A 21,744-nucleotide genomic window follows, 5' to 3' on the forward strand; every position below is an offset into this window, starting at 1 on the left:
GATCACATCGGCCGAGCGCGTGAGCGGGGCGGTCGCGGGTACGGAGCACCCCCCGAGTTCGTGTAAAGTTCTTCAGGTCAGCACGCGCCGCTAGCTCAGTTGGTTAGAGCAGCTGACTCTTAATCAGCGGGTCCGGGGTTCGAGTCCCTGGCGGCGCACGACACACTGAGGCCCCTCGCCACGCGAGGGGCCTCAGTCGTACGTCCGGCCACATGGGGGGCGAGGGCGCAAGATCGCCGCCGGGGTGGAACATATGTACGAGGCGTGGCGGCGCTGTACGCCACGCACCGCGCACCTCATGCTGTCGGCCCGCCGCATGCCGCATGCCGCGACGAGCTGCCCCCCTGGAGACCGGGGCCACCCCCAGGGGCCACCCATCGGCACCACCGGCCGACACCACCACGCCCGCCCCCCACGGGAAGCCGGACACGGTGTCACCGAACCCGCCGCGCTGTCGAGGGGGTGGCGCAGACGCCGGGGCACTGGGCCCGACCTTCAGCCAATTCCCCGTACTGGCAGGTCACTTACAGGGACTCGGCGGTTCATGTCGATTCCGTCGCGGATCTGCCCATCCCCTGTTTTGCAGGTGAATTCCTTCAGATACTGTTCCAAATCGCACGCACGGCCACAAAGGTGCCTGCCGGTCCGTACGGCCGTGCCGCCTCGAAGCGCAAATCATGCTGCCCTGCGTGTCCGAATCCGCCGACTCTCCTTATTGCATTGCCAGTTGTCGACGGACTTTTACGAACGAGCGGCGTTGCCTTTACCGGAAGGGTAACTCTACGCTTACGGAGCATGCTATTCCAGTTATTGAGACACGAACTGTCAACAAGCCGGAAATCAGCTGCCGTTCCAGGTCAAAGCACTGCGCCAGGCGCCATATGGCGTCCGGATATTGCCTCTTTTGGCCTGCGTACCTTGTGTTGCATCTTGCAATCGGCTGGACCGTTCGGCACTCTGACCTGGGAACTCGGTCGAAATGCGGCGGGGTTCCCAGGAGTGGGAAGAAAGGGATACGCCGGTTGGCGTGATGTGAACGCGGGGAACCCGCTGCTTGGCAGGATTACGGGGCGTTCCTCACACCACCGGAACATGGCCGTCACCGTCGCAGGTGCGGACGGCCGAGACCAGTGAGCCCGAGTCGGTCGAGGGGACCGGGAAATCGGGCTATCAGCACACGGCACGCAGCCAGTTGCGTGCGGGGGGATGGACCCATGACGTCGCCACCTGAGGGTGCCCGGCCGCAGCACTCGTACGATTCGTCCGCCACCGCGCGCCTGCGGGTGCCACGTCAGCACCGGCAGCGGCGCACCCCGCGCAAGCCGCTGCCGCGCTACGACTACGAGCACTACAGCAGACTCGCCGGGCCGCTCACCCAGCCCGACCCGGACAAGCCGTACAAGGTGCGCTATCGCTCGCTGCTCGCCGACGAGCCGCACCGTATCCGGGCCGCGCTGCTGCTCGGTGCCGCGCCGCTGCTCTCGTTCGGGCTGCTGATCTGGCTGATGCAGCCGAACCACTGGACCGAACGCGACTACCCCGCCTACGAGTTCCTGCCGGTGCTGGACGTCGTCATGCTGGTCGCGATCGGGCTGATCGAGTTCTTCCGGTGCATGAATGTGCTGTCCAACGCGCATGCCACCCTCGTCGCCCGCGACCCCATACCCGTCATACCCGAGAGCGGCACCCGCGTCGCCTTCCTCACCTCCTTCGTGCCGGGCAAGGAACCCCTGGCCATGGTCACGAAGACGCTGGAGGCGGCGGTCAAGATACGTCACCGCGGGCTGCTGCACATATGGCTGCTGGACGAGGGCGACGACCCCGAGGTCAAAGAGGTCTGCCGGCGTCTGGGCGTGCACCACTTCTCCCGTAAGGGCATCCCGGAGTGGAACCAGCCCAAGGGGCCGCACCGCGCCAAGACCAAGCACGGCAACTACAACGCCTGGCTGGCGGCGCACGGCGACGACTACGACTACTTCGCCTCCGTCGACACCGACCATGTCCCGCTGCCCAACTACCTGGAGCGGATGCTGGGCTTCTTCCGCGACCCGGACGTGGGCTTCGTCATCGGCCCCCAGGTGTACGGCAATTACGACACCTTCGTCACCAAGGCCGCCGAGTCCCAGCAGTTCCTCTTCCACGCGCTGATCCAGCGGGCCGGCAACCGCTACGGCGCGCCGATGTTCGTCGGCACCTCCAACGCCGTACGCATCAGCGCGCTCAAGCAGATCGGCGGGCTGTACGACTCGATCACCGAGGACATGGCGACCGGGTTCGAGATCCACCGGCACCGCAATCCGCAGACCGGGAAGAAGTGGCGCTCGGTCTACACCCCGGACGTGCTCGCGGTCGGCGAGGGGCCCACGGCCTGGACGGACTTCTTCACCCAGCAACTGCGCTGGTCCCGCGGGACGTACGAGACGATTCTCAAGCAGTTCTGGAAGGCGCCGTTCACCCTGCCGTTCGGCCGGCTGGTCAACTACACCATGATGGTGATCTTCTACCCGATGTCGGCGCTGAACTGGATTCTGGCGGCGCTGAGTTGTGCGCTGTTCCTGGGTCTCGGCGCCTCGGGTGTGGAGATCGATCCGACGGTGTGGATGATGCTGTACGGCAACGCCTCGGCACTCCAGATCGGCCTGTACATCTGGAACCGGCGGCACAATGTCTCCCCCCACGAGCCGGAGGGCTCCGGCGGTGTCGCCGGCATGGTGATGTCCGCGCTGTCCGCGCCGATCTACGCCCGGTCGCTGTTCGATGCGGCGCTGCGCCGCAAGAGCAAGTTCGTGGTCACGCCGAAGGGCGACTCGTCCAGCCCGGACACCCTCTTCGGGACGTTCCGGGTGCATCTGTTCTTCCTGGTCGTCTTCGGGGGCTCGCTGATCGCCTCGTTCGTGCTGGGGCACAGCCATCCGGCGATGGTCATCTGGGCCATCCTCGCGATGCTGATCACCGCCGCACCGATCTACGCCTGGCGGCGGACCGTACGCGACGAGAAGCGGAAGCGGAACGCGGCCGGCACCGGCTCCGATGCCACGGACGGCGGCGGGGGGTCCGCGGACGCGGCCGGTGGCTCTCCCACCACGGCCGACGGCGAGGGCTCTTCCGCGACGGCCGACGGCGAGGGCTCTTCCGCGACGGCTGATGGCGAGGGATCTCCCGCCACGGCCGCTGACCAAGCCGCCGCTCCGGCCGACGGCCCGGCCGCCGGCCCGGCCGCCACCACTGAACAGACCATGCAGATCGCCCTTGGGGGACGTCACACATGAAGTACCGTCCGAGCCGTCGCACCCGCAGAGTGGCGATAGCAACGGCGGTGGTGCTCGCGCTGGCCGGGATGAACGGGCCGGCTCTCTACGGCTTCGCCTCGGAGCAGTACCACCAGTACGTGATCAACAAGCCGGAGTACAAGGCGTCGAACGGTCACTGGGATGTCCTCGACGTCCCGCAGAAGTACCGCATCAACACCATCCACGCGGCCCTGCTGCACACCGGAAAGGTGCTGCTGGTCGCGGGCTCCGGCAACAACGCGGCGAATTTCAAGGCCAAGTCGTTCCGTACGGTCCTGTGGGATCCGGAGAAGAACACCTTCAAGAACATCCCCACCCCCAAGGACCTCTTCTGCTCCGGGCACACCCAGCTCCCGGACGGCAAGCTGCTGGTGGCCGGCGGCACCCAGCGCTACGAGAAGCTGAACGGCGATGTGAAGAAGGCCGGCGGCCTCATGATCATCTACAACGAGGACCCGGACGGCCCGAAGACCTTCCCGGCAGGCACGCTCTTCACCGGCAAGAAGAACGGCAAGACCTTCGCCGCGAAGGACCCGGTCGTGGTGCCCCGGGCGAAGAAGAAGACCGACCCGGCGACCGGCAAGGTCACCGTCGTGCACAGCGAGGCCCGGGTCTATGTCGAGGCCCTCAAGGACGGCCCGTCGCACTCCACGGGTACCCAGGACAACTACCGCATCCACGGTCTGACCGGCGCGGACGCCCGTAACTTCTACGGCATCGCGCAGAAGCTGTCCTTCGACAAGAAGGACTTCCAAGGGATCAAGGACAGCTTCGAGTTCGACCCGGTGGCCGAGCGCTATGTGCCCGTCGACCCGATGAACGAGGCCCGCTGGTACCCGACGCTCACCACGCTTCAGGACGGCAAGGTGCTGTCCGTCTCCGGGCTGGACGAGATCGGGCAGGTGGTCCCCGGCAAGCAGGAGATCTACGACCCGAAGACGAAGAAGTGGCGCTATCTGCCCAAGAAACGCTTCTTCCCGACCTACCCGGCGCTCTTCCTCACCGACCAGAACCGGATCTTCTACACCGGCTCCAACGCCGGCTACGGCCCCGACAACATCGGCCGCAAGCCCGGCATCTGGGACCTGAAGACCAACAAGTTCCAGTTCGTGCCCGGGATGAGCGACCCGAACATCCTGGAGACCTCGATGTCGGTGCTGCTGCCGCCGGCCCAGGAACAGCGGTACATGGTGCTGGGCGGGGGCGGGGTCGGCGAGGACCCGAGGGCCACGGACAAAACCCGGATCGTGGATCTGCACGCCCCCTCGCCGCGCTTCAAGGACGGCCCGCCGCTGTACGCGAAGGCCCGCTACCCCAGCAGCGTGATCCTGCCGGACGACACCGTGCTGACCACGAACGGCTCCGGTGACTACCGCGGGCGCAGTGACTCCAACGTGCTGAAGGCGGAGCTGTACGACCCGGCGGCCAACACCGCCCGGAAGGTGGCCGATCCGCTGGTGGGCCGCAACTACCACTCCGGTGCGCTGCTGCTGCCCGACGGCCGGGTGATGACCTTCGGCTCGGACTCCCTCTTCGCCGACAAGGACAACACCAAGCCGGGCGTCTTCCAGCAGCAGATCGACCTCTACACCCCGCCGTACCTCTACGGGACGTCACGCCCGAAGCTGACGGCCGGCACGACGAAGACGCTCTCGCTGGGGCAGCGCGCGACCTACGGCGCCCCGCACGCCGCCGGCATCAAGAAGATGCGGCTGATGCGGCCCGGCTCGTTCACCCATGTCACCAATATCGAACAGCGCTCCATCGCGCTGGACTTCACGGTGACGAAGGACGGGAAGGGAGTCACGGTCACCCTGCCGAAGGATCCCTCGCTGGTGCCGCCCGGGTGGTACATGCTCAACGCGGTGGACGGGGAGGGGACTCCGTCGAAGGCGGTGTGGGTGAAGGTCGCGGCTGAGCGGCAGTAGGGGCGCAGGGGCCGTAGGGGCCGTACGGGCCCTCCCGTGTTGGGGCCCGGTGGATTCTGATCCACCGGGCCCTCGCCGTGGGGTGGGTGCGCCGTGGTGGCGGGAATCCAGTCGCCGTCGCGCCGCCGGCCTCGTGGCCGGCCCGCTGCGGGCGCGGACGGTTGCTGTGACGGCGACCGGGGTCGCCGTCACAGCAGGGCGCCGGCCGGGCGCGGTGGTTACTTCGCGCCGTGGGCCAGGCCGAGGGCGTACTTGGGCCACCAGGTGCCTGCCTTGGGGCCGCCCTTGCAGGTGCCGTCCGACTCGCCGGGGCGTTTGATCCACAGGTAGGCGGCTATCTGGGGGTCGTCGGTCTTGGTGGTGGGTGCCGCGCCCAGGGCTCGGCCGGGTGGGTTGCACCAGTTTTCCGGGTCGTCGCCGCCGGGGGCCGGGCCGTTGCCGTTGCGGCTGGTGTCGATGACGAAGCGCTTGCCGTCGACCATGGCGGACAGCTTCTTGCCGTACTTCGTGTTCTCCGCAGTGGTCTGGTAGTTGGAGATGTTCAGCGCGAAGCCGTCGGCACGGTCGATGCCGGCCCGCTTGAGCGGCTCGACCATCCGGCCCGGGTCCTTGATCCAGTGGGGGTTGCCGGCGTCCAGATAGACCTTGGTGCGCGGCAGCGCCTTGAGCTTGCCGACCGCCTCCGTCAGCAGGGCGTAGCGCTCCTCGTGGAACTGCTGCGGGGTGCACTTGTCCGCGATGTGCGGCAGGGCGTCGGGCTCCAGGATCACGGTGGTGGCGCGGTTGCCGATGCCCTTGAGCACGCCGTCCAGCCAGGCGCGGTACGCGTTGCCGTCGGCGGCGCCGCCCTTGGAGTAGCTGCCGCAGTCGCGGTGCGGGATGTTGTAGAGCACCAGCAGCGCCTCACGGTCGGCCTTGGCGGCCGCCTCGGTGAAGCCACGGGCCTCGCCTTGCGGGTCGTCGACGCCTATCCATTCGGCGACCGGCTGCGTCGCGATCTTGTTGATCAGGCGGGCGTCGCCGGACTTGCCGTCCTTGCCGTACGCGGACACCTGACGGGCCGCCTTGCTGTCCGGGTTGACCCAGAACGGGGCGACGGACTTGGGGCGTTGGCCGGGTCTGTCCGGCACGCTGCCGTCACTGGCGCCGTCGGAGCAGCCGGCGAGCAGCAGCAGAGCCAGCGCCCCCACCATCGCCCTCGACGGTGCCGCACCGGCATGCGCGGAGCGCCGCCGGCCGTCGCGGGACCCGCCCGGCGCACCGGCCCCGGCCATCCGTCGCAGATTGCCGTACATCCACTCCCCCCTCGGAGCACGAACACGGAACACGGTCGGCAGGGGACCACCGGCCGCATCCATCGTGGCACACCCCGACGTGCCCGGGTCGGCCTGTGGACGAGCCGCGCACCGAGCGCTCCGCGGGAGGTGCCGAGGGGTGCCGCGCGTTGCCGTCATGCGGCTACGGCTACGTCTACGACTGCGGCTGCGACTGCGTCGTGGCGGGGCGCGCAGTTCCCCGCGCCCCCTTCGGGCCCGACCCCACCGCACCTCACCGCACCGCATCGGGCTGCGGCGAGGTGGCTCAGTTGCCGCCGGGTGCGTGCGGGGGCTCCTGGTAGGACGTCAGGTAGGCGGAGACCACCACGACCACGTGGGTCGTTTCGCCGCCGCGCGGCCGGCCGGAGGCACCGGCGCGGCTGTGGTCGTCGGCGATCAGGCGGAGTTCGGAGCGGCCGTGGTCATGGGCGGCGTAGGCCCTGCGCGGGTCGAAGCGGTGGCGGTCGTAGAGCTGGACGTCCTCGATGGTGAAGCGAACGGTGCTGCCGTCGGCGCGCCGGATGTCGACCCGCTCCCCTGGCTTGAGACGGGACAGGCGGTGGAAACCGACCCGTTGGACGTCAGGGCCGTGCATGTCCTGGCGGTCGCCTTCCGGGCCTCCGGCGTCCGCCCTGGCCACGAGCAGCGCCGCGCCCGCCTCGCCCGGTTGCGTCCCCTCGGCGTACCAGCCAACGGGCTGCGGGGAGGTGTACGGGGGAGCGGTGAGGACGCCGTCCCCGTCGAGGCCGCGTTCGGTGATGCCAACCTCCCGTACACCGAGCGCGTCGATGGTGATCCGGACGGGCCGTGCGGTGGTCGCGGCGTGTACGGGCGCGTGCGCGTGCGGAGGCGCCTGCCGGCCCAACGGGCGTCCGGCGGCGGCCACATCACCGGTCGTGGCAAGCTGCGCGGCCACCTCGTCCGCCAGATCACGGCCCCACAACCACAGCCCCAACAGCAACACCGCCCATGCCACACCGGCGAGCAGCCGGCCGGGGCGGTGGACGGTTCCGGGGGTGGGGTCGGGGGCGGTGTCGCGGAGGGGCCGCGTACCGGTGTTGGGGGTAAGGGCCGGGCCGATGTCCCTCTCGGGGCCGCGGCCGAGGCCCGTGCCCGTAACGGGGCCGGGGCCGGGGAAGGCATGGGTGCCCGGTAGGCCAACGGCGTTGAGCGTCTTACGGGTGCCAAGGGTGCCGGCTGCGCGGGAGCCACCCAGCCGTCTGGGCGCGGCTGCCACGGTCCTCGTGCCGTCCACGCTGCCGTTCGGGTCGGATACGCCGGGTCGTGCGGTCACCCCGACCGCACTCGCCCGCCCCTCCTCGTCAGCGCTCATCGACGTCGCCCCGCCGCTCGCGGCGCAGTCTCAGCCGGAGCCGGAGCAGCTGCCCCGCGATGACCAGGATGGCGCCACCGGCCAGCACCAGGCCCACGGCCGAGGTACTGCTGAGCTCACGGCTCGATGCGGCTTTGGCTTCTTTGGCGGTGTGGGCAGCGGCTCCCGCTCTGCCCGTTTCGGCGGCCGGAGCGAGCGGAAGCGGATGTGCGCCGGGTGCCGAGCCGGAGCGGACGCGGCCTGCGTTCTCGCCCGCGCCCGCCCGGGCGGTCAGGCTCCCGGCGCCCCGGGCGAACCGCGATGCCTCGTAGACGGGCACGGAGCGGACGAGGGCCCGCCCGGCGGTGCCACCCGGGCCCCGCGAGGTGTCCGTGCCGCGGGAGGCGGGGGTGGCCTGGACCGTTGCGGTTCCGGTGGCGCGATGGTCCGCGGCGTACGCGGGTGCCGGCGCCGTTGTCACCGCGCACGCCGCGACCGCGGCACAGAGAGCAAGTTGCCGTGAGCGCATGGTGAACCTCCGATAACTCCGAAGGTCCGCCCACGCGCGCCCGGCCGCATCCGGTGCGGTCCGAGGCTGCGCCGTTCGGGTGGGGCTCCTGGGCCACCGGCGGCCCACGGCCGGATCAGGCCGCGGATGAGGCCGCGGACCGGGCAGCGGCCGGGGCCACGGCTCAGGCCAGCACCGGCCCGGTCACACCAGGCCGCGCCTCCGCCCCGCTCGGACCAGGCCGCCCCACCGCCCCGCTCACACCAGGTCGATGAGGTCCGCGATCGAGTCCACCACGCGGGAGGGCCGGAACGGGTGCCGTTCGATCTCCTCGGGGCGGGTGAGGCCGGTCAGGACGAGGAAGGTCTCCATGCCCGCCTCCAGGCCGGCCAGCACATCGGTGTCCATACGGTCCCCGATCATCGCGGAGGTCTCGGAATGGGCGCCGATGACGTTCAGCCCGTGCCGCATCATCAGCGGATTGGGCTTGCCGACGAAGTACGGGTCGACGCCCGTCGCCTTGGTGATCAGCGCGGCCACCGACCCGGTAGCGGGCAGCGCGCCCTGCGGGGAGGGGCCGGTCTCGTCGGGGTTGGTGGCGATGAACCGGGCGCCGTCGTTGATCAGCCGGATCGCCTTCGTCAGGGCCTCGAAGCTGTAGGTGCGGGTCTCGCCGAGGACCACGTAATCCGGGGAGTGGTCGGTCAGGACGTAGCCGATGTCGTGCAGGGCGGTGGTCAGGCCCGCCTCGCCGATGACGTAGGCGGTGCCGCAGGGCCGCTGGTCGTCCAGGAACTGGGCGGTGGCCAGCGCGGAGGTCCAGATCGACTCCCATGGGACGTCCAGGCCGATGCGGTTCAGCCGGGCGTGCAGATCACGCGGGGTGTAGATGGAGTTGTTGGTCAGCACAAGAAAGGGTTTGCCTGATTCCCGCAGTCGCTTGATGAAGGCGTCCGCGCCGGGAACCGGAATGCCCTCGTGCATCAGGACGCCGTCCATGTCGGTGAGCCATGACTCGATCGGCTTGCGCTCTGCCACTGCCGGACTCCTGCCGTGCGTGATGACCAGGGGCGCCGACCGCCTCCCGCACGCGCCGTGGACCACACGGGGCAACCCACGCGTCGTACGTACGGCCGACGCACCCACCCTAAGTCAGCCCCCGTGCCCCTGACCCTGGTGATCGCCCCGGTCTTCGGCCGGCCGGGACGCCGGTGCGGCCGGCCGAGCCGGGATACCCGCGCAGGCGAGGGGCACGGGCGCGGTCGGCTCAACCCCCCGTAGCCTCCCGCCAGGCCTCCACGTAGGAGTCCAGGTTCTTGTCGAGGTCGTTCCAGTCCGGGTGGAAGATGTCGACGTTCTTCATGATCTTGGCGAGTGCGGCGGCGTGGGTGTCGGTGGCCTTGATGTCTTTGCGGGCGGTGAAGCCGCCGCCCAATGCGGAGACCTGGCGCTGGACGCGTCCAGCAGGTCCTGCCAGGTGGCGGGGGCCCGCTTGAGTTCCTTCTTGTTGTAGATGAAGCAGAAGTAGTTGTTGACGATCGAGGTCCACTTGCCGGAGGGGGCCTTGTCCGCGGCGGCGACCTGGTCGGCGCCCTTGGGGCGGTAGGTGTCCAGGAGGCCCTTGCCCTCGGCCTGCTGGATGAACGGCGGGAGGGTGACGAGCACATCCGCCTTGGTGTTGGCCCGTTCGCGGGCCAGCCGCTGGACGGCCGCGCCGGAGCCGCTCTCGACGTAGTTGACCTTGATGCCGGTCTTCTTCTCGAAGTCCTTGAAGACCGTGTCGGAGAACCCGTCGCCCTGCTCGCTCTTGAGGCCGTCGGCGCTGTAGACGGTGACCTCCTTGGCGTGCGGGTCGGCGGTGGAGGCGCCGCCGCAGGCGGTGAGCGGGAGGCCGAGGGTGAGAGGGCGCCGCAGCAGACGGCGAGCGGCTTGCGGACGGGGCGGAGGCGGGACATGGCGAGGTAACTCCTAAGGAAGACACGGCGGTTGCGGGGTTCAGCGATAGGTGGCCTTGATGCGGATACGGGAGACGACGAGGAGGACGAGCAGGGTGGCGGCCATCAGCGTCACCGCCAGGGCGGCGCCGGCGAAGAGGGCGCCCCAGGGGACGGCCCCCGGTGTCCCGCGACAGCCGGTGGATCAGCAGCATCGGCAGCGCGGCCGGCGTACCGATCAGCAGCGCCTCGCGCGGCGTGGCCAGCACGGTCTCCAGCCGCTCGTCCGCGTCACCGAAGCCGATACCGAGCCGCTCGTGGAGACAGGCGTAGAAGGACGAGTCCGGCGTGAAGTCGGTGTCCAGGTCCGGGACCCGCCCGACCGCGACATAGGTGCTCTCCAGCCTCCCCTCACGCCCCGGCGGAAGGAGTGCCGGCTGCCCCGAGCGAGGCCCCCCGCCCCCCGAACAGCGGCGCCAGCACCAGCTCCGCCGCCCCGTCCGCGACCACCTGGGCACCGCCCCGGGCGAGCGCCACCGGGACCGCGGTCCTGCCGCGGGCGCGGGCCTGGGCGTCGAGGACGTCGGCCACGCCGGACCGGAACCCGTCGGGGTTCGCCAGTACGGTGCGCCCGCCGAGCAGCACCCGGTCGATGTCCAGCAGCTCGACGAGGTTGGCGGCGCCCGCCCCCAACACCGCGGCCGCGCCCGGCAGATCGCCGCGGGCCACCGCCGCCAGGCACAGCGCCTCGATGCAGCCGCGCCGTCCGCAGCCGCAGCGCGGCCCGTCCCACTGCACGGTCTGGTGCCCGAACTCCCCGGCGCCGGTACGCGGGCCGCGGTAGAGGCTGCCGCCCAGGACGAGCCCGGCGCCCAGGCCGGTGCCCAGATGCAGATAGCCGAACGAGCCGGCACCGGCCGGCATCCCCTCGGCCAGGCCGAGCGCGGCCGCGTTGGTGTCCTTGTCGAGGACGACGGGCAGGCCGAGGCGTTCGGCGAGCGCCTCCCGCAGCGGGAAACCGTCCCATTGCGGTGCGCCGGTGACCCGGTGCAGGACCCCGGCGGTGTGGTCCAGCGGCCCCGGGCAGGCCACCCCGGCGCCCAGCACCGGCGGCCCGCCGGCCTCCGCGCGCAGCGCCGCGACCTCCCGTGCGGCGGTGTCGAGCACCGGCCCGGCGCCCGCCTCGAAGGCGAGCGGGGCACGGCGTACGGCAACGGCGGCGCCGGTGAGATCGGCGAGTACGGCGATGAGCTCATCGCGGTCCAGGTGCAGCCCGACCGCGTGCCGGGCGCCGGGCACCAGCCGCAGGACGGTGGCGGGCTTCCCGCCCGTGGAGGCGCGGCGCCCCGCCTCGACGGCCAGCCCCTCGGCCCGCAGCCGGGCGGTGATCTTGCTGACGGCCTGGGGGGTCAGCCCGGTCTGCGCGGCGAGCTCCAGCCGGCTGAGCCCCGGCTCACCGGCCGCCCGGAGCAGCCCGAGCACCAGCGCGGCGTTGTGGCCGCGCAGCGCGGGGAGGTTGGCGCCGGGATGTCCGGGGGCGGCCGGGGTTCCGGTGGCGGCCGGAACCCCGCCGCCGGCCGGACTTCCGGCGCGCCCCGCCGGGGAGATGTCATCGCTGCTCACCCACCCATTGTCCGCATCGCTTGCACTTTGGCAACAGCGTTGCTTAAGTGGAACTCATGAGCAGCGAGACGAGCGACCCCACCGGCACCGCCGCCCCCCATGGCCCGCTCCGCGTCGGCCTCATCGGCTACGGCCTGGCCGGCTCGGTCTTCCACGCCCCCCTGATCGCGGCCACCGACGGCCTGCGGCTCGACACCGTCTCGACCTCGGATCCGGCGCGGCAGGCGCAGGCCCGTGCCGAGCACCCGCAGGTCCGTACGGTCGACACCCCCCAGGCGGTGCTGGACCGCGCCGCGGACCTCGATCTGATCGTGCTGGCGTCGCCCAACAAGACCCATGTGCCGCTCGCCACCGCCGCGTTGGAGGCCGGACTGCCGGTGGTCGTCGACAAGCCGCTGGCCGCGACCGCCGCCGAGGCCGAGAAGCTCGCCGCGCTCGCCGACGACCGCGGCCTGCTGCTCTCCGTCTTCCAGAACCGCCGCTGGGACAACGACTTCCGCACCGTCCGCAAGCTGATCGAGGACGGCGCGCTCGGCGACATCCAGCGCTTCGAGTCCCGCTTCGAGCGCTGGCGTCCGCAGCCCAAGGGCGGCTGGCGCGAGTCCGGCGACCCGGCGGAGCTCGGCGGGCTGCTCTACGACCTCGGCAGCCACCTCGTCGACCAGGCGCTGACCCTCTTCGGCCCGGTCGTCTCGGTCTACGCCGAGTCCGACGTCCGGCGCCCGGGCGCGGAGGCCGACGACGACACCTTCCTCGCCCTCACCCACGCGAACGGTGTCCGCTCCCATCTGTGGGTGAGCGCCACGACCGCCATGCTCGGCCCGCGCTTCCGGGTGCTGGGCAGCCGGGCGGGCTACGTGAAGCACGGTCTGGACCCGCAGGAGGCCGCCCTGCGCGAGGGTCTGCGGCCGGGCACCGAGGGCGTCGAGTGGGGCGTCGAACCGGAGTCCTGCCGGGGCCGGCTCGGCGCCGGTTCGTCCCCGCAGACCGGCGGCGGCGAGCCCGTACCGACCCTGCCGGGCGACTACCCCGCGTACTACGCCGCGATCGCCCGGGCCCTCCGCGAGGGCGGCCGGCCCCCGGTCACCGCCACCGAGGCCGCGGCCGCCCTGCGCGTCCTGGAGGCCGCGAAACGCTCCGCGGCGGAGGGCCGGACGGTACGGCTCGCGGGCTGACGTGCGCTGCGCTTTGGCCTTCGGCCCACGTTTTCGACTGTCCCGCCGTGGGTGTTGCTCGCCGTTTGTTGCCCGCTTGCGCGGTGCCCCCGCCGTTGCGCCTGCGGCGGGCGGTGCCGCTGCGCGGGGCTGTCGGGTGCGGTGACGGGCCTGCGCGGGTGGGGGTGTCCGGACTGCTTCGCTTTACGTCCGGACACCCCCACCCGCTCCGGCCCGTCCCCTCCCGTTGGAGGGTGGGGAAACCTTGGTGGGTGGACCCGTAGGTGGTCCGGTGCGCCTTGTCGATCACACGCAAGGGGCACATTCAACGGGCGCGGGGCACGGTCACGGTCACGGGCATGGGCGGTCCGCCCCCACCCACCTGCACTCACTCCCCCAACGGGAGGGGACGGGCCGGAGGGGCCTGGTGTGTGGACGTAAAGCGAAGCAGTCCACACACCAGGCCCCGGAGGCCCGTCACCGCACCCAACAATCACCCGGCCCGCCGCAGGCGCAACGGCGAGAAACCACCACGGCGGGACAGCCGAAAACGTGGGAAAAAATCCCTACGCGCTGCGTAGGGTTTGCCGCTGCCGCCCCAACCCGTCGATCTCCAGTTCCACGACATCGCCGGCCCGCAGATACGGTTTGGGCTCCGGGTGGCCCATGGCGACGCCGGCCGGGGTGCCGGTGTTGATGACATCGCCCGGGTAGAGGGTCATGAACCGGCTGACGTAGCGGACCACTTCGGCCACCGGGAAGATCTGCTCGGCGGTGGTGCCGTCCTGTTTCAGCTCGCCGTTGACCCAGAGCCGCAGGCCGAGGTTCTGCGGGTCGGGCACCTCGTCGGCGGTCACCAGCCAGGGGCCCAGCGGGTTGAACGTCTCGCAGTTCTTGCCCTTGTCCCACTGGCCGCCGCGCTCGATCTGGAAGGCGCGTTCGGAGACGTCGTGCGCCACCGCGTAGCCGGCCACCGCGGCCAGCGCCTGGGCGTCGGTCTCCAGGTAGCGGGCGGTGCGGCCGATGACGACCGCCAGCTCCACCTCCCAGTCGGTCTTCCGGCTGTCCCGCGGGACCAGCACGGTGTCGTCGGGGCCGACGACGGTGTCCGGTGCCTTCATGAAGAGGATCGGCTCAGCGGGGGTCTCGGCGCCCGTCTCCCGGGCGTGGTCGTGGTAGTTGAGCCCGATGCACACGATCTTGCCGATCCGGGCCACCGGCGGGCCGGTGCGCAGCCCGGCCGCATCGAGTCGCGGCAACTCCCCGGAGGCGGCGGCGGTGCGGATCCGCGCCAGTTCTCCTTCGTCGGCGAGGAGCGCTCCGTCGATGTCCGGTACCAGGCCCGACAGGTCCCGCAGAGTCCCGGACTCGTCGAGCAGCGCCGGGCGTTCCGTCCCCACCGTTCCGACACGCAGCAGCTTCATCGGTTCAACTCCCGTGGTCGTAGGTCGGCCCGGAAGGGATCTCCCGGGCCGGCCGATGGGGGACGGCCATCGAGCGATTTGGCTGATCGTCCAAGAACGGGGTCCGGTCCGCAAGACCCCGTTCACGGACTGGACCATTACTGAGAGGTAGTGGCGATGTGCTCGGGTGCCGTGCCGCCGGACCGCCGAGCCGCCTCGCCGGCCGGGCGGGACCCGGTCCCGGCGCTCCTCGCCTGCGAGTTGGCCCTGGCGCGGGCCGCCCGCTGCCGGGCCGCGCGGCTCTTCGGCGTGCGCCGGTCGGCCCGCTGCTGCCCCACGCGCTGCCGCGGGGCACCCTCGCCCGACGCCCCATCAGCCACGGCGGGCCCCGGTGCCGCTGCCGCGGACGGCTGCCCCACGGCGGGGGCCGCCTTCCCCTTCACGGCAGCCGCCTTCCCCTTCCCCGGGGCGGCCGCCGCGGCCGCCTCCGCCGGACCGCGCCCCCGGTGCAGCAGCGCCCGCTCGCACGCCGTCCAGGTCGTCGTCGTGACCATGTAGAGCCCGGCGGCCAGCGGCACCACCGCCACCGTGATCAGCGTGGCGAAGGACAGCAGCGGCATCACCTTGGCCATGGAGGCCATACCGGGCATCGCGGCGTTGCCCGCGGCCGGCTGCGGGGTCTTGGCCATCGTGGCGCGGGCCCGCCGGAAGTTCCAGGTGGCGACCGCGGCGACCAGCACGAAGAGTCCGAGGTAGACCAGCCCCTGCGGCCCGAACACACCACCGTCGGCGAGCGCCCCGGTCCAGTGGCCGCCGAGCGGCGCGCCCAGCAGCGTGTGATCGAGGAGGTCGCCGCCGCCGGTCGAGAACAGGTGGTACATCACGAAGAAGACGGGCAGTTGCAGCAGGGTCGGCAGGCAGCCGGCGAGGGGCGAGGAGCCGGTCTCGGCGTAGAGGTCGGCCATCGCCTTCTGGAGCCGCTCGGGGTTGCCCTTGTGCTTGCGCTGTAGTTCGGCGAGCTGCGGGGCGAGCGCCGTACGGGCCTTCTCGCCGCGGGCCGCGGCGCGGGCGAGGGGGTGCAGCGCGGCCCGGACCCCCAGGGTGAACAGAACGATGGCGGCGGCCATGGCCGCGGTGCCGAAGAGCGGGGCGATCGCCTGGGCGCCGTGCGCCAGCGCATCGCCGAGGAAGCCGAACATGGACATGGGTGAGCCCTCCACGGGTCTCGTCGTGCCGGGATGTGGATTCGGCGTGACGAGCCGCGCGGACGCGGAAAGAGCGGTACGGGGACCGGACCGGTGCGCCTACGCGGCCGTCGGGAGGGGACGGCCCGGTGCCCGCGGACGCGGGCGGCCGGCCGCGTCGGGATCACGCTGGGGCAGGAATGCCGTACGCCGCTCGCGGTCGCGGATGGCCGTACGGATCCGGCCCGGTGGTACCGGCCGCGCGCAGGCCGCGATCAGGAAGGCGCGGCACAGGAGCAGCAGCGCGGTGGTGGTCGCGGCGGCGGTCAGGGCCGTGGTCAGGCCGGTCTGGGTGAGCAGGAAGCCGGCCAGGACGAAGAGGAGCGCTGAGGTGTGCAGGCGCCAGGCATCGACGATGCGGTACATCCAGCGCCCTCCTCGGGTTGTCCGGTCGTCAAGACTTGTCGTCTTCCGCTCAAGAGTAGCCACACCTCTGGGCAGCCGGGAGACCGGCCGGTAGCTTGCGCCCTCTCCGCCGTCGGGGGCGGCGGGGAGCAGGGGGAAATCAAGGGGGATCACCTAGGAGGTGCTGTGCGCGACATCAGCGTCCCGGCCCTGGCGGCTCCACTACGGAGCGGCGGTCTTGCCGATTCCGTCTTCGACACCGCCGCCCACCAGCCGGATTTCGCTCAGCTCGCCCGCCGCGACGACCACACACCCGGCGACTGGCAGGAGGTGTCGGCGGCGGAATTCCGTGACGAGGTCATGGCCCTGGCCAGGGGGCTGCTGGCGGACGGGATACGGCCCGGCACCCGGGTCGCGCTGATGTCCCGTACGCGCTACGAGTGGACCTTGTTCAGCTATGCGCTGTGGGCGATCGGCGGGCAGCTCGTCCCGGTCTATCCGACCGCCTCGGCCGAGCAGCTGCGCTGCATCCTCGCCGGGGCGAAGGTCACCGCGATCGTCGTGGAGAACGAGGCACAGGCGATGACCGTGGCGGAGGCCTGCGACGCCCGGGCCACGCTGCGCCGGCTCTGGCAGCTGGACCTGGACTGCGTCCGGCGGCTGACGGAGGAGGGCACCCGGCTGACCGAGGCCGATGTGCACCGGCTGCGGCACGCGGTCAGCCCGGGCGACATCGCGGCGATCGTGTACACCTCGGGGACCACCGGCCGCCCGCGCGGCTGCGTGATCACCCACGCCAATCTCGCCGCGGGGTGCGACACCCTCTACGCGGGCTGGGGCGGGCTGCTGGCCGCGCCCGGTGAACGCCCGTCGCTGCTGGCCTTCCTGCCGTTCGCGCACATCTACGGGCTGATGGTGCAGGTGGCGTGTCTGCGCGGCGGGGTGAAGCTCGCCCATCAGCCCGATGTCACCTCGGACGAACTGCTGCCGGCGCTCGCCTCGTTCCGTCCGACGTTCCTGTTCGCGGTGCCGTACGTCTTCGAGAAGATCTGCGCCCGCGCCCGGCAGGCCGCGGAACAGGCGGGCCGGCGGCGGACGTTCGACGCGGCGATGACGGTGGCGGTGCGCTACGCGGAGGCCCTCGCGGCGGAGGCGCAGGGCACCGGGCGCGGCCCCGACCCCTTCCTGCGGGCCCGGCACGCGCTCTACGACCGGCTGGTGTACTCCCGCATCCGGGAGCTGCTGGGCGGCCGGGTGCGCACCGCGGTCTCCGGCGGCTCACCGCTGTTGCGGGAGCTGGGACTGCTCTTCGCCGGCGCCGGGATCACCGTCTACGACGGCTACGGCCTGACGGAGACCAGCGGCGCGATCACCGTACAGCCGCCCGGCCGGGTGCGTTTCGGGACGGTGGGCATGCCGCTGCCGGGCAGCGCGGTGCATCTGGCGCTGGACGGCGAGGTGTGGGTGCGCGGCGCGGTGGTCTTCGCCGGCTATCTCGACGAGGACGGCGCAGCGGAGAGCGGGCTGTACGACGGCTGGCTGGCGACCGGCGACCTGGGGCATCTGGACGAGGACGGCTATCTCGTCATCACCGGCCGCAAGAAGGACATCATCATCACCAGCAACGGCAAGAGCGTGGCCCCGCAGGGGCTGGAGCAGCGGCTCTGCGCCCATCCGCTGATCTCGCAGTGTGTGGTGGTCGGCGACAACCGCCCGTATGTGACCGCGCTGATCACGCTGGACCCGGAGGCCCTGGAGCACTGGCACCACCTGCGCGAGGAGCCGGGCGGCGACAGCGAGGCGCCGACGCCGGAGGAGCAGCTCCAGGCGGAGGTGCGGCGGGCGGTGGCACGGGCGAACGCGTCGGTGTCCCGGGCCGAGTCGATCCGTGCTTTTCGCGTGCTGCCGGGCGAGTTCAGCCAGGAGGCCGGGCTGGTGACGCCGTCGCTGAAGCTGCGGCGGGCGGCGATCGTACGGCGGTACGCGGCCGAGATCGACGCCCTCTACGCCCAGGGACAGCGTGAGGAGCCCGAGACCCGCCAGGACCGGCGCAGATGGGCGGCGGCGGGCCTGTACGCGCGCTGAGAGCACAGGGCAGACCACCTCTGGACGGGCCCGGCCGGGCATACGGCAGCCGGCGCACGTCACCCGTATCCGGCCGGGCCCGCCCGCGGCACCGTAGCAGTGCCGCGGCGGGCCCGGCCGTTATTTGTCCAGGGGTGAGGACCCGCGACCGCGGGCCCGTCACGGCACTTAACGTCCGGTGGCATTCCAGTAGTGACGAACCGGGAGGCCGTGTGCGGTCCATCCTCAGCAATTCCGCAACATCCGGGCGGACCATCGCCACCGGACTGGTCGTGGCCGCACTCGTGGCCACGCTCGCGGCGCTGCTGCTGCCCGTCCAGCTCTTCGGTGAGACCGCGTCCGCGGCGACCAACACCGTCACCTACGACGACGACGGCGGCGGCACGGTGAACACCCGCTACGGTCCGCTGACCGCCATGGACCGGGACTTCGTGCGCAAGGTCAGACTGGCCGGCCTGTGGGAACTGCCCGCGGGCCGCCAGGCGCAGGAACGCGGGCAGACCGCGGCGGTCCGCAGCGCGGGCGCCATTCTCGTCGCCGGACACACCGAGCTGGACCGGCGGTCGATCGAGGCCGGGCGGGCGCTGGGCATCTCCCTGCCCAACCAGCCCAACGCCGATCAGCAGGGCTGGCTGGCGCAGATGAACGCGGCCCAGGGCGACGACTTCGCCCCGACGTTCGCCGAGCTGCTGCGCCGCGCCCACGGCAAGGTCTTCGGCCTGGTGGCCCTGGTCCGCGACCAGACCAAGAACTCGATGGTGCGCTCCCTGGCGAACCGGGCCAACGACGTCGTCCTGAGCCACATCACGGCGCTGGAGAAGACCGGTGGCGTCGACTTCAACACGCTGCACAGCAGCTAGGCCACGGAGCCCCGGCATGTCACGGCGGCGCGGTCGGCGGCCCGGACGGCGGCGGACTCCCCCGCCCACCGCGGGGGACGCCCCGCGCCCACCACCACCCGCGACCCGGAAGAAACGACACCCGCACCAACCGACACCCCTCACATCGGACGAAGCGAAGTGATCTCATGAGGCAACGGCAACAAGCCCATAAACGCTCGCGTTTGACGAACAGAATGCTGATCGGCGCCACCGCCCTGCTGCTGGGCGGCGGTGGCCTGGCCGCCTACGCCACCACGGCGCTGGCCGGCAACAGCACCCAGGACGCGATGGCCGGCCATTCCCAGCACACCGCGAGCGCCTTCACCCTCTCCTGCCCCGATGTGGGCGAGCGGCTGCGCCAGGTACCCCGTAGCGCCAAGCTCCCGGTCTCCAAGGGGCTGTCCGCACTCGACAAGCAGGTGCACGACGCGTACCACAAGATGATGGGCGGCAGCGGCGACAGCGTCCTCAACGGGCTGAAGACGCAGCGGGCGAAGACCATCAAGACGATGGTCACCGCGATCTCCAAGGACGCGAAACGGCCCGGCTACCTGCTCAAGATGAGCGGCTGCACCATGAAGCCGGTCAACGAGGGCGCGGGCGCGGGCGGCAACGACTCCACGAAGTCCGTCCAGGACGGCTGGTACCAGGGACAGACCCAGAACCAGACCCAGGGAGAGACACAGGGCCAGGCCCAGGACCCCGGTCAGGTGCAGGACGGGGGCCAGGCCCAGGACCAGAACGGCGGCCAGCAGCAGGGCCAGCCCGGCGGCCCGTCGCCCGACGACTTCGTCGACATCAACAACGTCCAGCCGAACGCGGACGCCCCGCCGTTCGCCGCCCCCCAGGGCGGCAACGCCTCGACCGGCACCTTCACCACCGAATGCGGCCGCAATGAGGACGGCCACTTCAACTCCGACAACGTCATCGTGACGCCGGGCGTCAGCAACGGCGCCCACCACACCCACGACTACGTCGGCAACAAGGCCACCGACGCCTTCGCCAACGACAACAAACTCGCCGCCTCCGACACCACCTGCGACAACGGCGACCAGTCCACCCACTACTGGCCGGTGCTGCGCAAGCTCGACGGCAACGCGGAGCAGAAGCCGGGTGCCGCGCAGGACGCCAACGTCGGCACGACGCTGACGCCGGCGACGGTGACCCTGACCTTCCGGGGCAGCCAGTCCGGCGAGGTCCGGGCGATGCCGCGCTTCCTGAAGATCATCACCGGCGACGCCAAGGCGTTCACCAACGGCACCAAGAACGCCAACGCCTCCTGGAGCTGCACCGGTTTCGAGGACCGGCAGCTGAAGGACAAGTACCCGCTGTGCCCCCAGGGCTCGCAGGTCGTGCGCACCTTCGCCTTCCAGAACTGCTGGAACGGCCGCGACATCGACAGCGGCAACCACCGCGACCACATGGCGTTCTCCGACCAGAACGGCAACTGCCCGCAGGGCTTCCAGGCGGTCCCGCAGCTCGTCCAGCGGATCACCTACGACGTCCCGCAGGGCCAGAGCTTCGCGGTGGACAGTTTCCCCGAACAGCTGCACAAACCGGTGACCGACCACGGTGACTTCATCAACGTGATGCCGGACAACCTGATGAGCAAGGCGGTCGACTGCATCAACAACGGCCAGGAATGCACCTGACGGGCCGGCGGCCCTGAGGCCCACGGCCCGGTGGCCCCTTAGGGGAGACGTCCCCTAAGGGGCCGCTGGGCCCCCTGGACCCGACAACGCAGTGGCCCCGTCCCGGATTCCCGGGGCGGGGCCACTGTTCTGCGCCGAGGGGCTGGTGTGGTGCCGGCGGTACGCCGTCGGACCGGCCGGCGGTCAGCTCAAGGGGCGCGGTGGTTCATCCGTCGGTCCCTCAAAGGCCGTTGACGCGGGCCTCACGGGCCATGCCGAGGGGGCGTATGGAGGACGCGACGGCGCGGGCGCGGCGGCCGGCCCGGGCGCGGTAACTGCGGACATGGGCCATCAGACGCCGGCTGCGCAGCGCCATCTCCAGCTCGAAGCGGGTACGCGGATCACGCAGCACCGGCCCGAAGAGCTTCTCGATCTGGCGCAAGCGGTACCGGACCGTCTGCGGGTGCACATGCAGCAGCTTGGCCGCCTCGGGGGCACCGCCGCCCTCCAGCCACGCCAGCAGCGTGACTTCTAGCCGTTCGCTCTGGCGGGGCGTCAGCTCCTCCAGCGGGCCGAGCCAGCGGGACGTCAGTGCGTCCGCCAGCGACTCGTCCTGGAGCAGCAGCAGCGCCGACAGATGGTCGTCGACGAACGCGGGCCGCGACTCCGGGCCGACCCGGCTCGGGGCCAGCGTCAGCAGATACCGGGCCCACCGCAGCGAGGACGCCGTGTCGGTGGCCGGCACCACGTGCCCGACCGCCGCCGGGCGGCCCTTGAGCGCCGCCTCCAGGCGGGCCCGGGTCTGAGTGGCCGGGTCGGGGACGAACAGACAGGTGTAGCCCTCGACATTGCCGATGAGGGCATGCCCCAGCGCCGCGGCGAGTTGGGGCGCCTCGGCGGGGGTGGCGAGGACGACGGCCTGGAGGGTGTCGGGCACCGGCCAGCCCGCGGCGCGGGCCAGCTCGTGCAATCCCTCCTCGGGCACCTCGCGTTGGCCGGCGAGCACGTCGAACAGGTCCTGGCGGGCCCGGGCCACCGGCATCGGAGTGACAACTGAGGGTACTGCCGGAGGTTTACTTTCCGACTCTTT

General features: G+C 71.4%; 15 protein-coding genes, 1 tRNA gene and 2 pseudogenes. 7 read left to right on the forward strand and 11 right to left on the reverse strand.

Annotated features, from left to right (window positions below; translation table 11 throughout):
* Positions 1 to 84: 84 nt before the first annotated feature.
* The 3 genes from TU31_RS16785 (at position 85) to glxA (ending at position 5,218) form a co-directional block, all read left to right on the forward strand.
* Positions 85 to 158, forward strand: a tRNA-Lys gene (locus TU31_RS16785).
* Positions 159 to 1,214: 1,056 nt separating this feature from the next.
* The gene (locus TU31_RS16790; RefSeq protein ID WP_042155085.1) at positions 1,215 to 3,269 is read left to right on the forward strand and encodes a glycosyltransferase family 2 protein; all 2,055 of its coding nucleotides are present in this window, start codon (positions 1,215 to 1,217) and stop codon (positions 3,267 to 3,269) included.
* On the forward strand, positions 3,266 to 5,218 hold the full coding sequence (gene glxA, locus TU31_RS16795; protein WP_042155087.1) for a radical copper oxidase GlxA: 1,953 nt from the start codon (positions 3,266 to 3,268) through the stop codon (positions 5,216 to 5,218). The genes TU31_RS16790 and glxA overlap by 4 nt, the downstream gene beginning before the upstream one ends.
* A 218-nt stretch (positions 5,219 to 5,436) precedes the next feature.
* Here the strand turns inward: glxA and TU31_RS16800 are convergent, their stop codons facing one another.
* The 7 genes and pseudogenes from TU31_RS16800 to TU31_RS16825 form a co-directional block, all read right to left on the reverse strand.
* Positions 5,437 to 6,513 carry a glycoside hydrolase family 6 protein gene (locus TU31_RS16800; RefSeq protein ID WP_042155088.1) on the reverse strand — a complete coding sequence of 359 codons (1,077 nt, stop codon included), beginning with the start codon at positions 6,511 to 6,513 and terminating at the stop codon, positions 5,437 to 5,439.
* Between the two features lie 286 nt (positions 6,514 to 6,799).
* The gene (locus tag TU31_RS39770) at positions 6,800 to 7,867 is read right to left on the reverse strand and encodes a class F sortase (protein WP_245698568.1); all 1,068 of its coding nucleotides are present in this window, start codon (positions 7,865 to 7,867) and stop codon (positions 6,800 to 6,802) included.
* The gene (locus tag TU31_RS16810; protein ID WP_158894512.1) at positions 7,857 to 8,327 is read right to left on the reverse strand and encodes a hypothetical protein; all 471 of its coding nucleotides are present in this window, start codon (positions 8,325 to 8,327) and stop codon (positions 7,857 to 7,859) included. The genes TU31_RS39770 and TU31_RS16810 overlap by 11 nt, the downstream gene beginning before the upstream one ends.
* 285 nt (positions 8,328 to 8,612) lie before the next feature.
* The gene (locus TU31_RS16815) at positions 8,613 to 9,392 is read right to left on the reverse strand and encodes an HAD-IIA family hydrolase (RefSeq protein ID WP_042155092.1); all 780 of its coding nucleotides are present in this window, start codon (positions 9,390 to 9,392) and stop codon (positions 8,613 to 8,615) included.
* Positions 9,393 to 9,621: 229 nt separating this feature from the next.
* Positions 9,622 to 10,271, reverse strand: a pseudogene (locus TU31_RS36215) (extracellular solute-binding protein).
* A 178-nt stretch (positions 10,272 to 10,449) separates the two neighbouring features.
* Positions 10,450 to 10,695 (reverse strand): annotated as a pseudogene (locus TU31_RS36920) (UTRA domain-containing protein); the annotation flags it as partial.
* Positions 10,696 to 10,699: 4 nt separating this feature from the next.
* Positions 10,700 to 11,911, reverse strand: coding sequence for an ROK family transcriptional regulator (locus TU31_RS16825; RefSeq protein WP_370682741.1), 1,212 nt, complete (start codon positions 11,909 to 11,911; stop codon positions 10,700 to 10,702).
* Positions 11,912 to 11,967: 56 nt separating this feature from the next.
* Between TU31_RS16825 and TU31_RS16830 the strand changes: the two genes are divergently transcribed.
* Positions 11,968 to 13,086 carry a Gfo/Idh/MocA family oxidoreductase gene (locus tag TU31_RS16830; protein ID WP_042155094.1) on the forward strand — a complete coding sequence of 373 codons (1,119 nt, stop codon included), beginning with the start codon at positions 11,968 to 11,970 and terminating at the stop codon, positions 13,084 to 13,086.
* A gap of 545 nt (positions 13,087 to 13,631) precedes the next feature.
* Here TU31_RS16830 and TU31_RS16835 read toward each other — a convergent pair.
* The 3 genes from TU31_RS16835 to TU31_RS16845 all read right to left on the reverse strand — a co-directional run bounded on the left by TU31_RS16835 (position 13,632) and on the right by TU31_RS16845 (position 16,078).
* Positions 13,632 to 14,489: a fumarylacetoacetate hydrolase family protein gene (locus TU31_RS16835; protein WP_042155097.1), complete on the reverse strand. Its 858-nt coding sequence runs from the start codon at positions 14,487 to 14,489 to the stop codon at positions 13,632 to 13,634.
* 137 nt (positions 14,490 to 14,626) lie between these two features.
* On the reverse strand, positions 14,627 to 15,673 hold the full coding sequence (locus TU31_RS16840; RefSeq protein ID WP_042155099.1) for a YidC/Oxa1 family membrane protein insertase: 1,047 nt from the start codon (positions 15,671 to 15,673) through the stop codon (positions 14,627 to 14,629).
* Between the two features lie 99 nt (positions 15,674 to 15,772).
* Complete coding sequence (locus TU31_RS16845) at positions 15,773 to 16,078, reverse strand: DUF6412 domain-containing protein (protein ID WP_042155101.1); 306 nt, start codon at positions 16,076 to 16,078, stop codon at positions 15,773 to 15,775.
* A 165-nt stretch (positions 16,079 to 16,243) separates the two neighbouring features.
* Here TU31_RS16845 and TU31_RS16850 point away from each other — a divergent pair, with 165 nt between their 5' ends.
* The 3 genes from TU31_RS16850 (at position 16,244) to TU31_RS16860 (ending at position 20,675) form a co-directional block, all read left to right on the forward strand.
* Positions 16,244 to 18,142 (forward strand): AMP-dependent synthetase/ligase, encoded by a 1,899-nt coding sequence (locus TU31_RS16850; RefSeq protein ID WP_042155103.1) that lies wholly within the window; start codon positions 16,244 to 16,246, stop codon positions 18,140 to 18,142.
* A 212-nt stretch (positions 18,143 to 18,354) separates the two neighbouring features.
* Positions 18,355 to 19,002 (forward strand): DUF4142 domain-containing protein, encoded by a 648-nt coding sequence (locus TU31_RS16855; RefSeq protein WP_042155105.1) that lies wholly within the window; start codon positions 18,355 to 18,357, stop codon positions 19,000 to 19,002.
* 215 nt (positions 19,003 to 19,217) lie between these two features.
* Positions 19,218 to 20,675, forward strand: a complete 1,458-nt coding sequence (locus tag TU31_RS16860; protein WP_042155107.1) for a DUF1996 domain-containing protein — start codon at positions 19,218 to 19,220, stop codon at positions 20,673 to 20,675.
* A gap of 220 nt (positions 20,676 to 20,895) precedes the next feature.
* Here TU31_RS16860 and TU31_RS16865 read toward each other — a convergent pair whose 3' ends face one another.
* Complete coding sequence (locus TU31_RS16865; protein ID WP_018091333.1) at positions 20,896 to 21,696, reverse strand: PucR family transcriptional regulator; 801 nt, start codon at positions 21,694 to 21,696, stop codon at positions 20,896 to 20,898.
* Positions 21,697 to 21,744 lie beyond the last annotated feature (48 nt).

It is taken from the genome of Streptomyces lydicamycinicus, assembly GCF_000829715.2.
Taxonomy (GTDB): Bacteria; Actinomycetota; Actinomycetes; order Streptomycetales; family Streptomycetaceae; genus Streptomyces; species Streptomyces lydicamycinicus.

Bases quoted from the DNA above. Each gene is read 5' to 3' on its own strand.
- TU31_RS16790 (WP_042155085.1), top strand. From the start codon at position 1,215: ATGACGTCGCCACCTGAGGGTGCCCGGCCGCAGCACTCGTACGATTCG.
- glxA (WP_042155087.1), top strand. From the start codon at position 3,266: ATGAAGTACCGTCCGAGCCGTCGCACCCGCAGAGTGGCGATAGCAACG.
- TU31_RS16800 (WP_042155088.1), bottom strand. From the start codon at position 6,513: ATGTACGGCAATCTGCGACGGATGGCCGGGGCCGGTGCGCCGGGCGGG.
- TU31_RS39770 (WP_245698568.1), bottom strand. From the start codon at position 7,867: ATGAGCGCTGACGAGGAGGGGCGGGCGAGTGCGGTCGGGGTGACCGCA.
- TU31_RS16830 (WP_042155094.1), top strand. From the start codon at position 11,968: ATGAGCAGCGAGACGAGCGACCCCACCGGCACCGCCGCCCCCCATGGC.
- TU31_RS16835 (WP_042155097.1), bottom strand. From the start codon at position 14,489: ATGAAGCTGCTGCGTGTCGGAACGGTGGGGACGGAACGCCCGGCGCTG.
- TU31_RS16840 (WP_042155099.1), bottom strand. From the start codon at position 15,673: ATGTCCATGTTCGGCTTCCTCGGCGATGCGCTGGCGCACGGCGCCCAG.
- TU31_RS16845 (WP_042155101.1), bottom strand. From the start codon at position 16,078: ATGTACCGCATCGTCGATGCCTGGCGCCTGCACACCTCAGCGCTCCTC.
- TU31_RS16860 (WP_042155107.1), top strand. From the start codon at position 19,218: ATGCTGATCGGCGCCACCGCCCTGCTGCTGGGCGGCGGTGGCCTGGCC.
- TU31_RS16865 (WP_018091333.1), bottom strand. From the start codon at position 21,696: ATGCCGGTGGCCCGGGCCCGCCAGGACCTGTTCGACGTGCTCGCCGGC.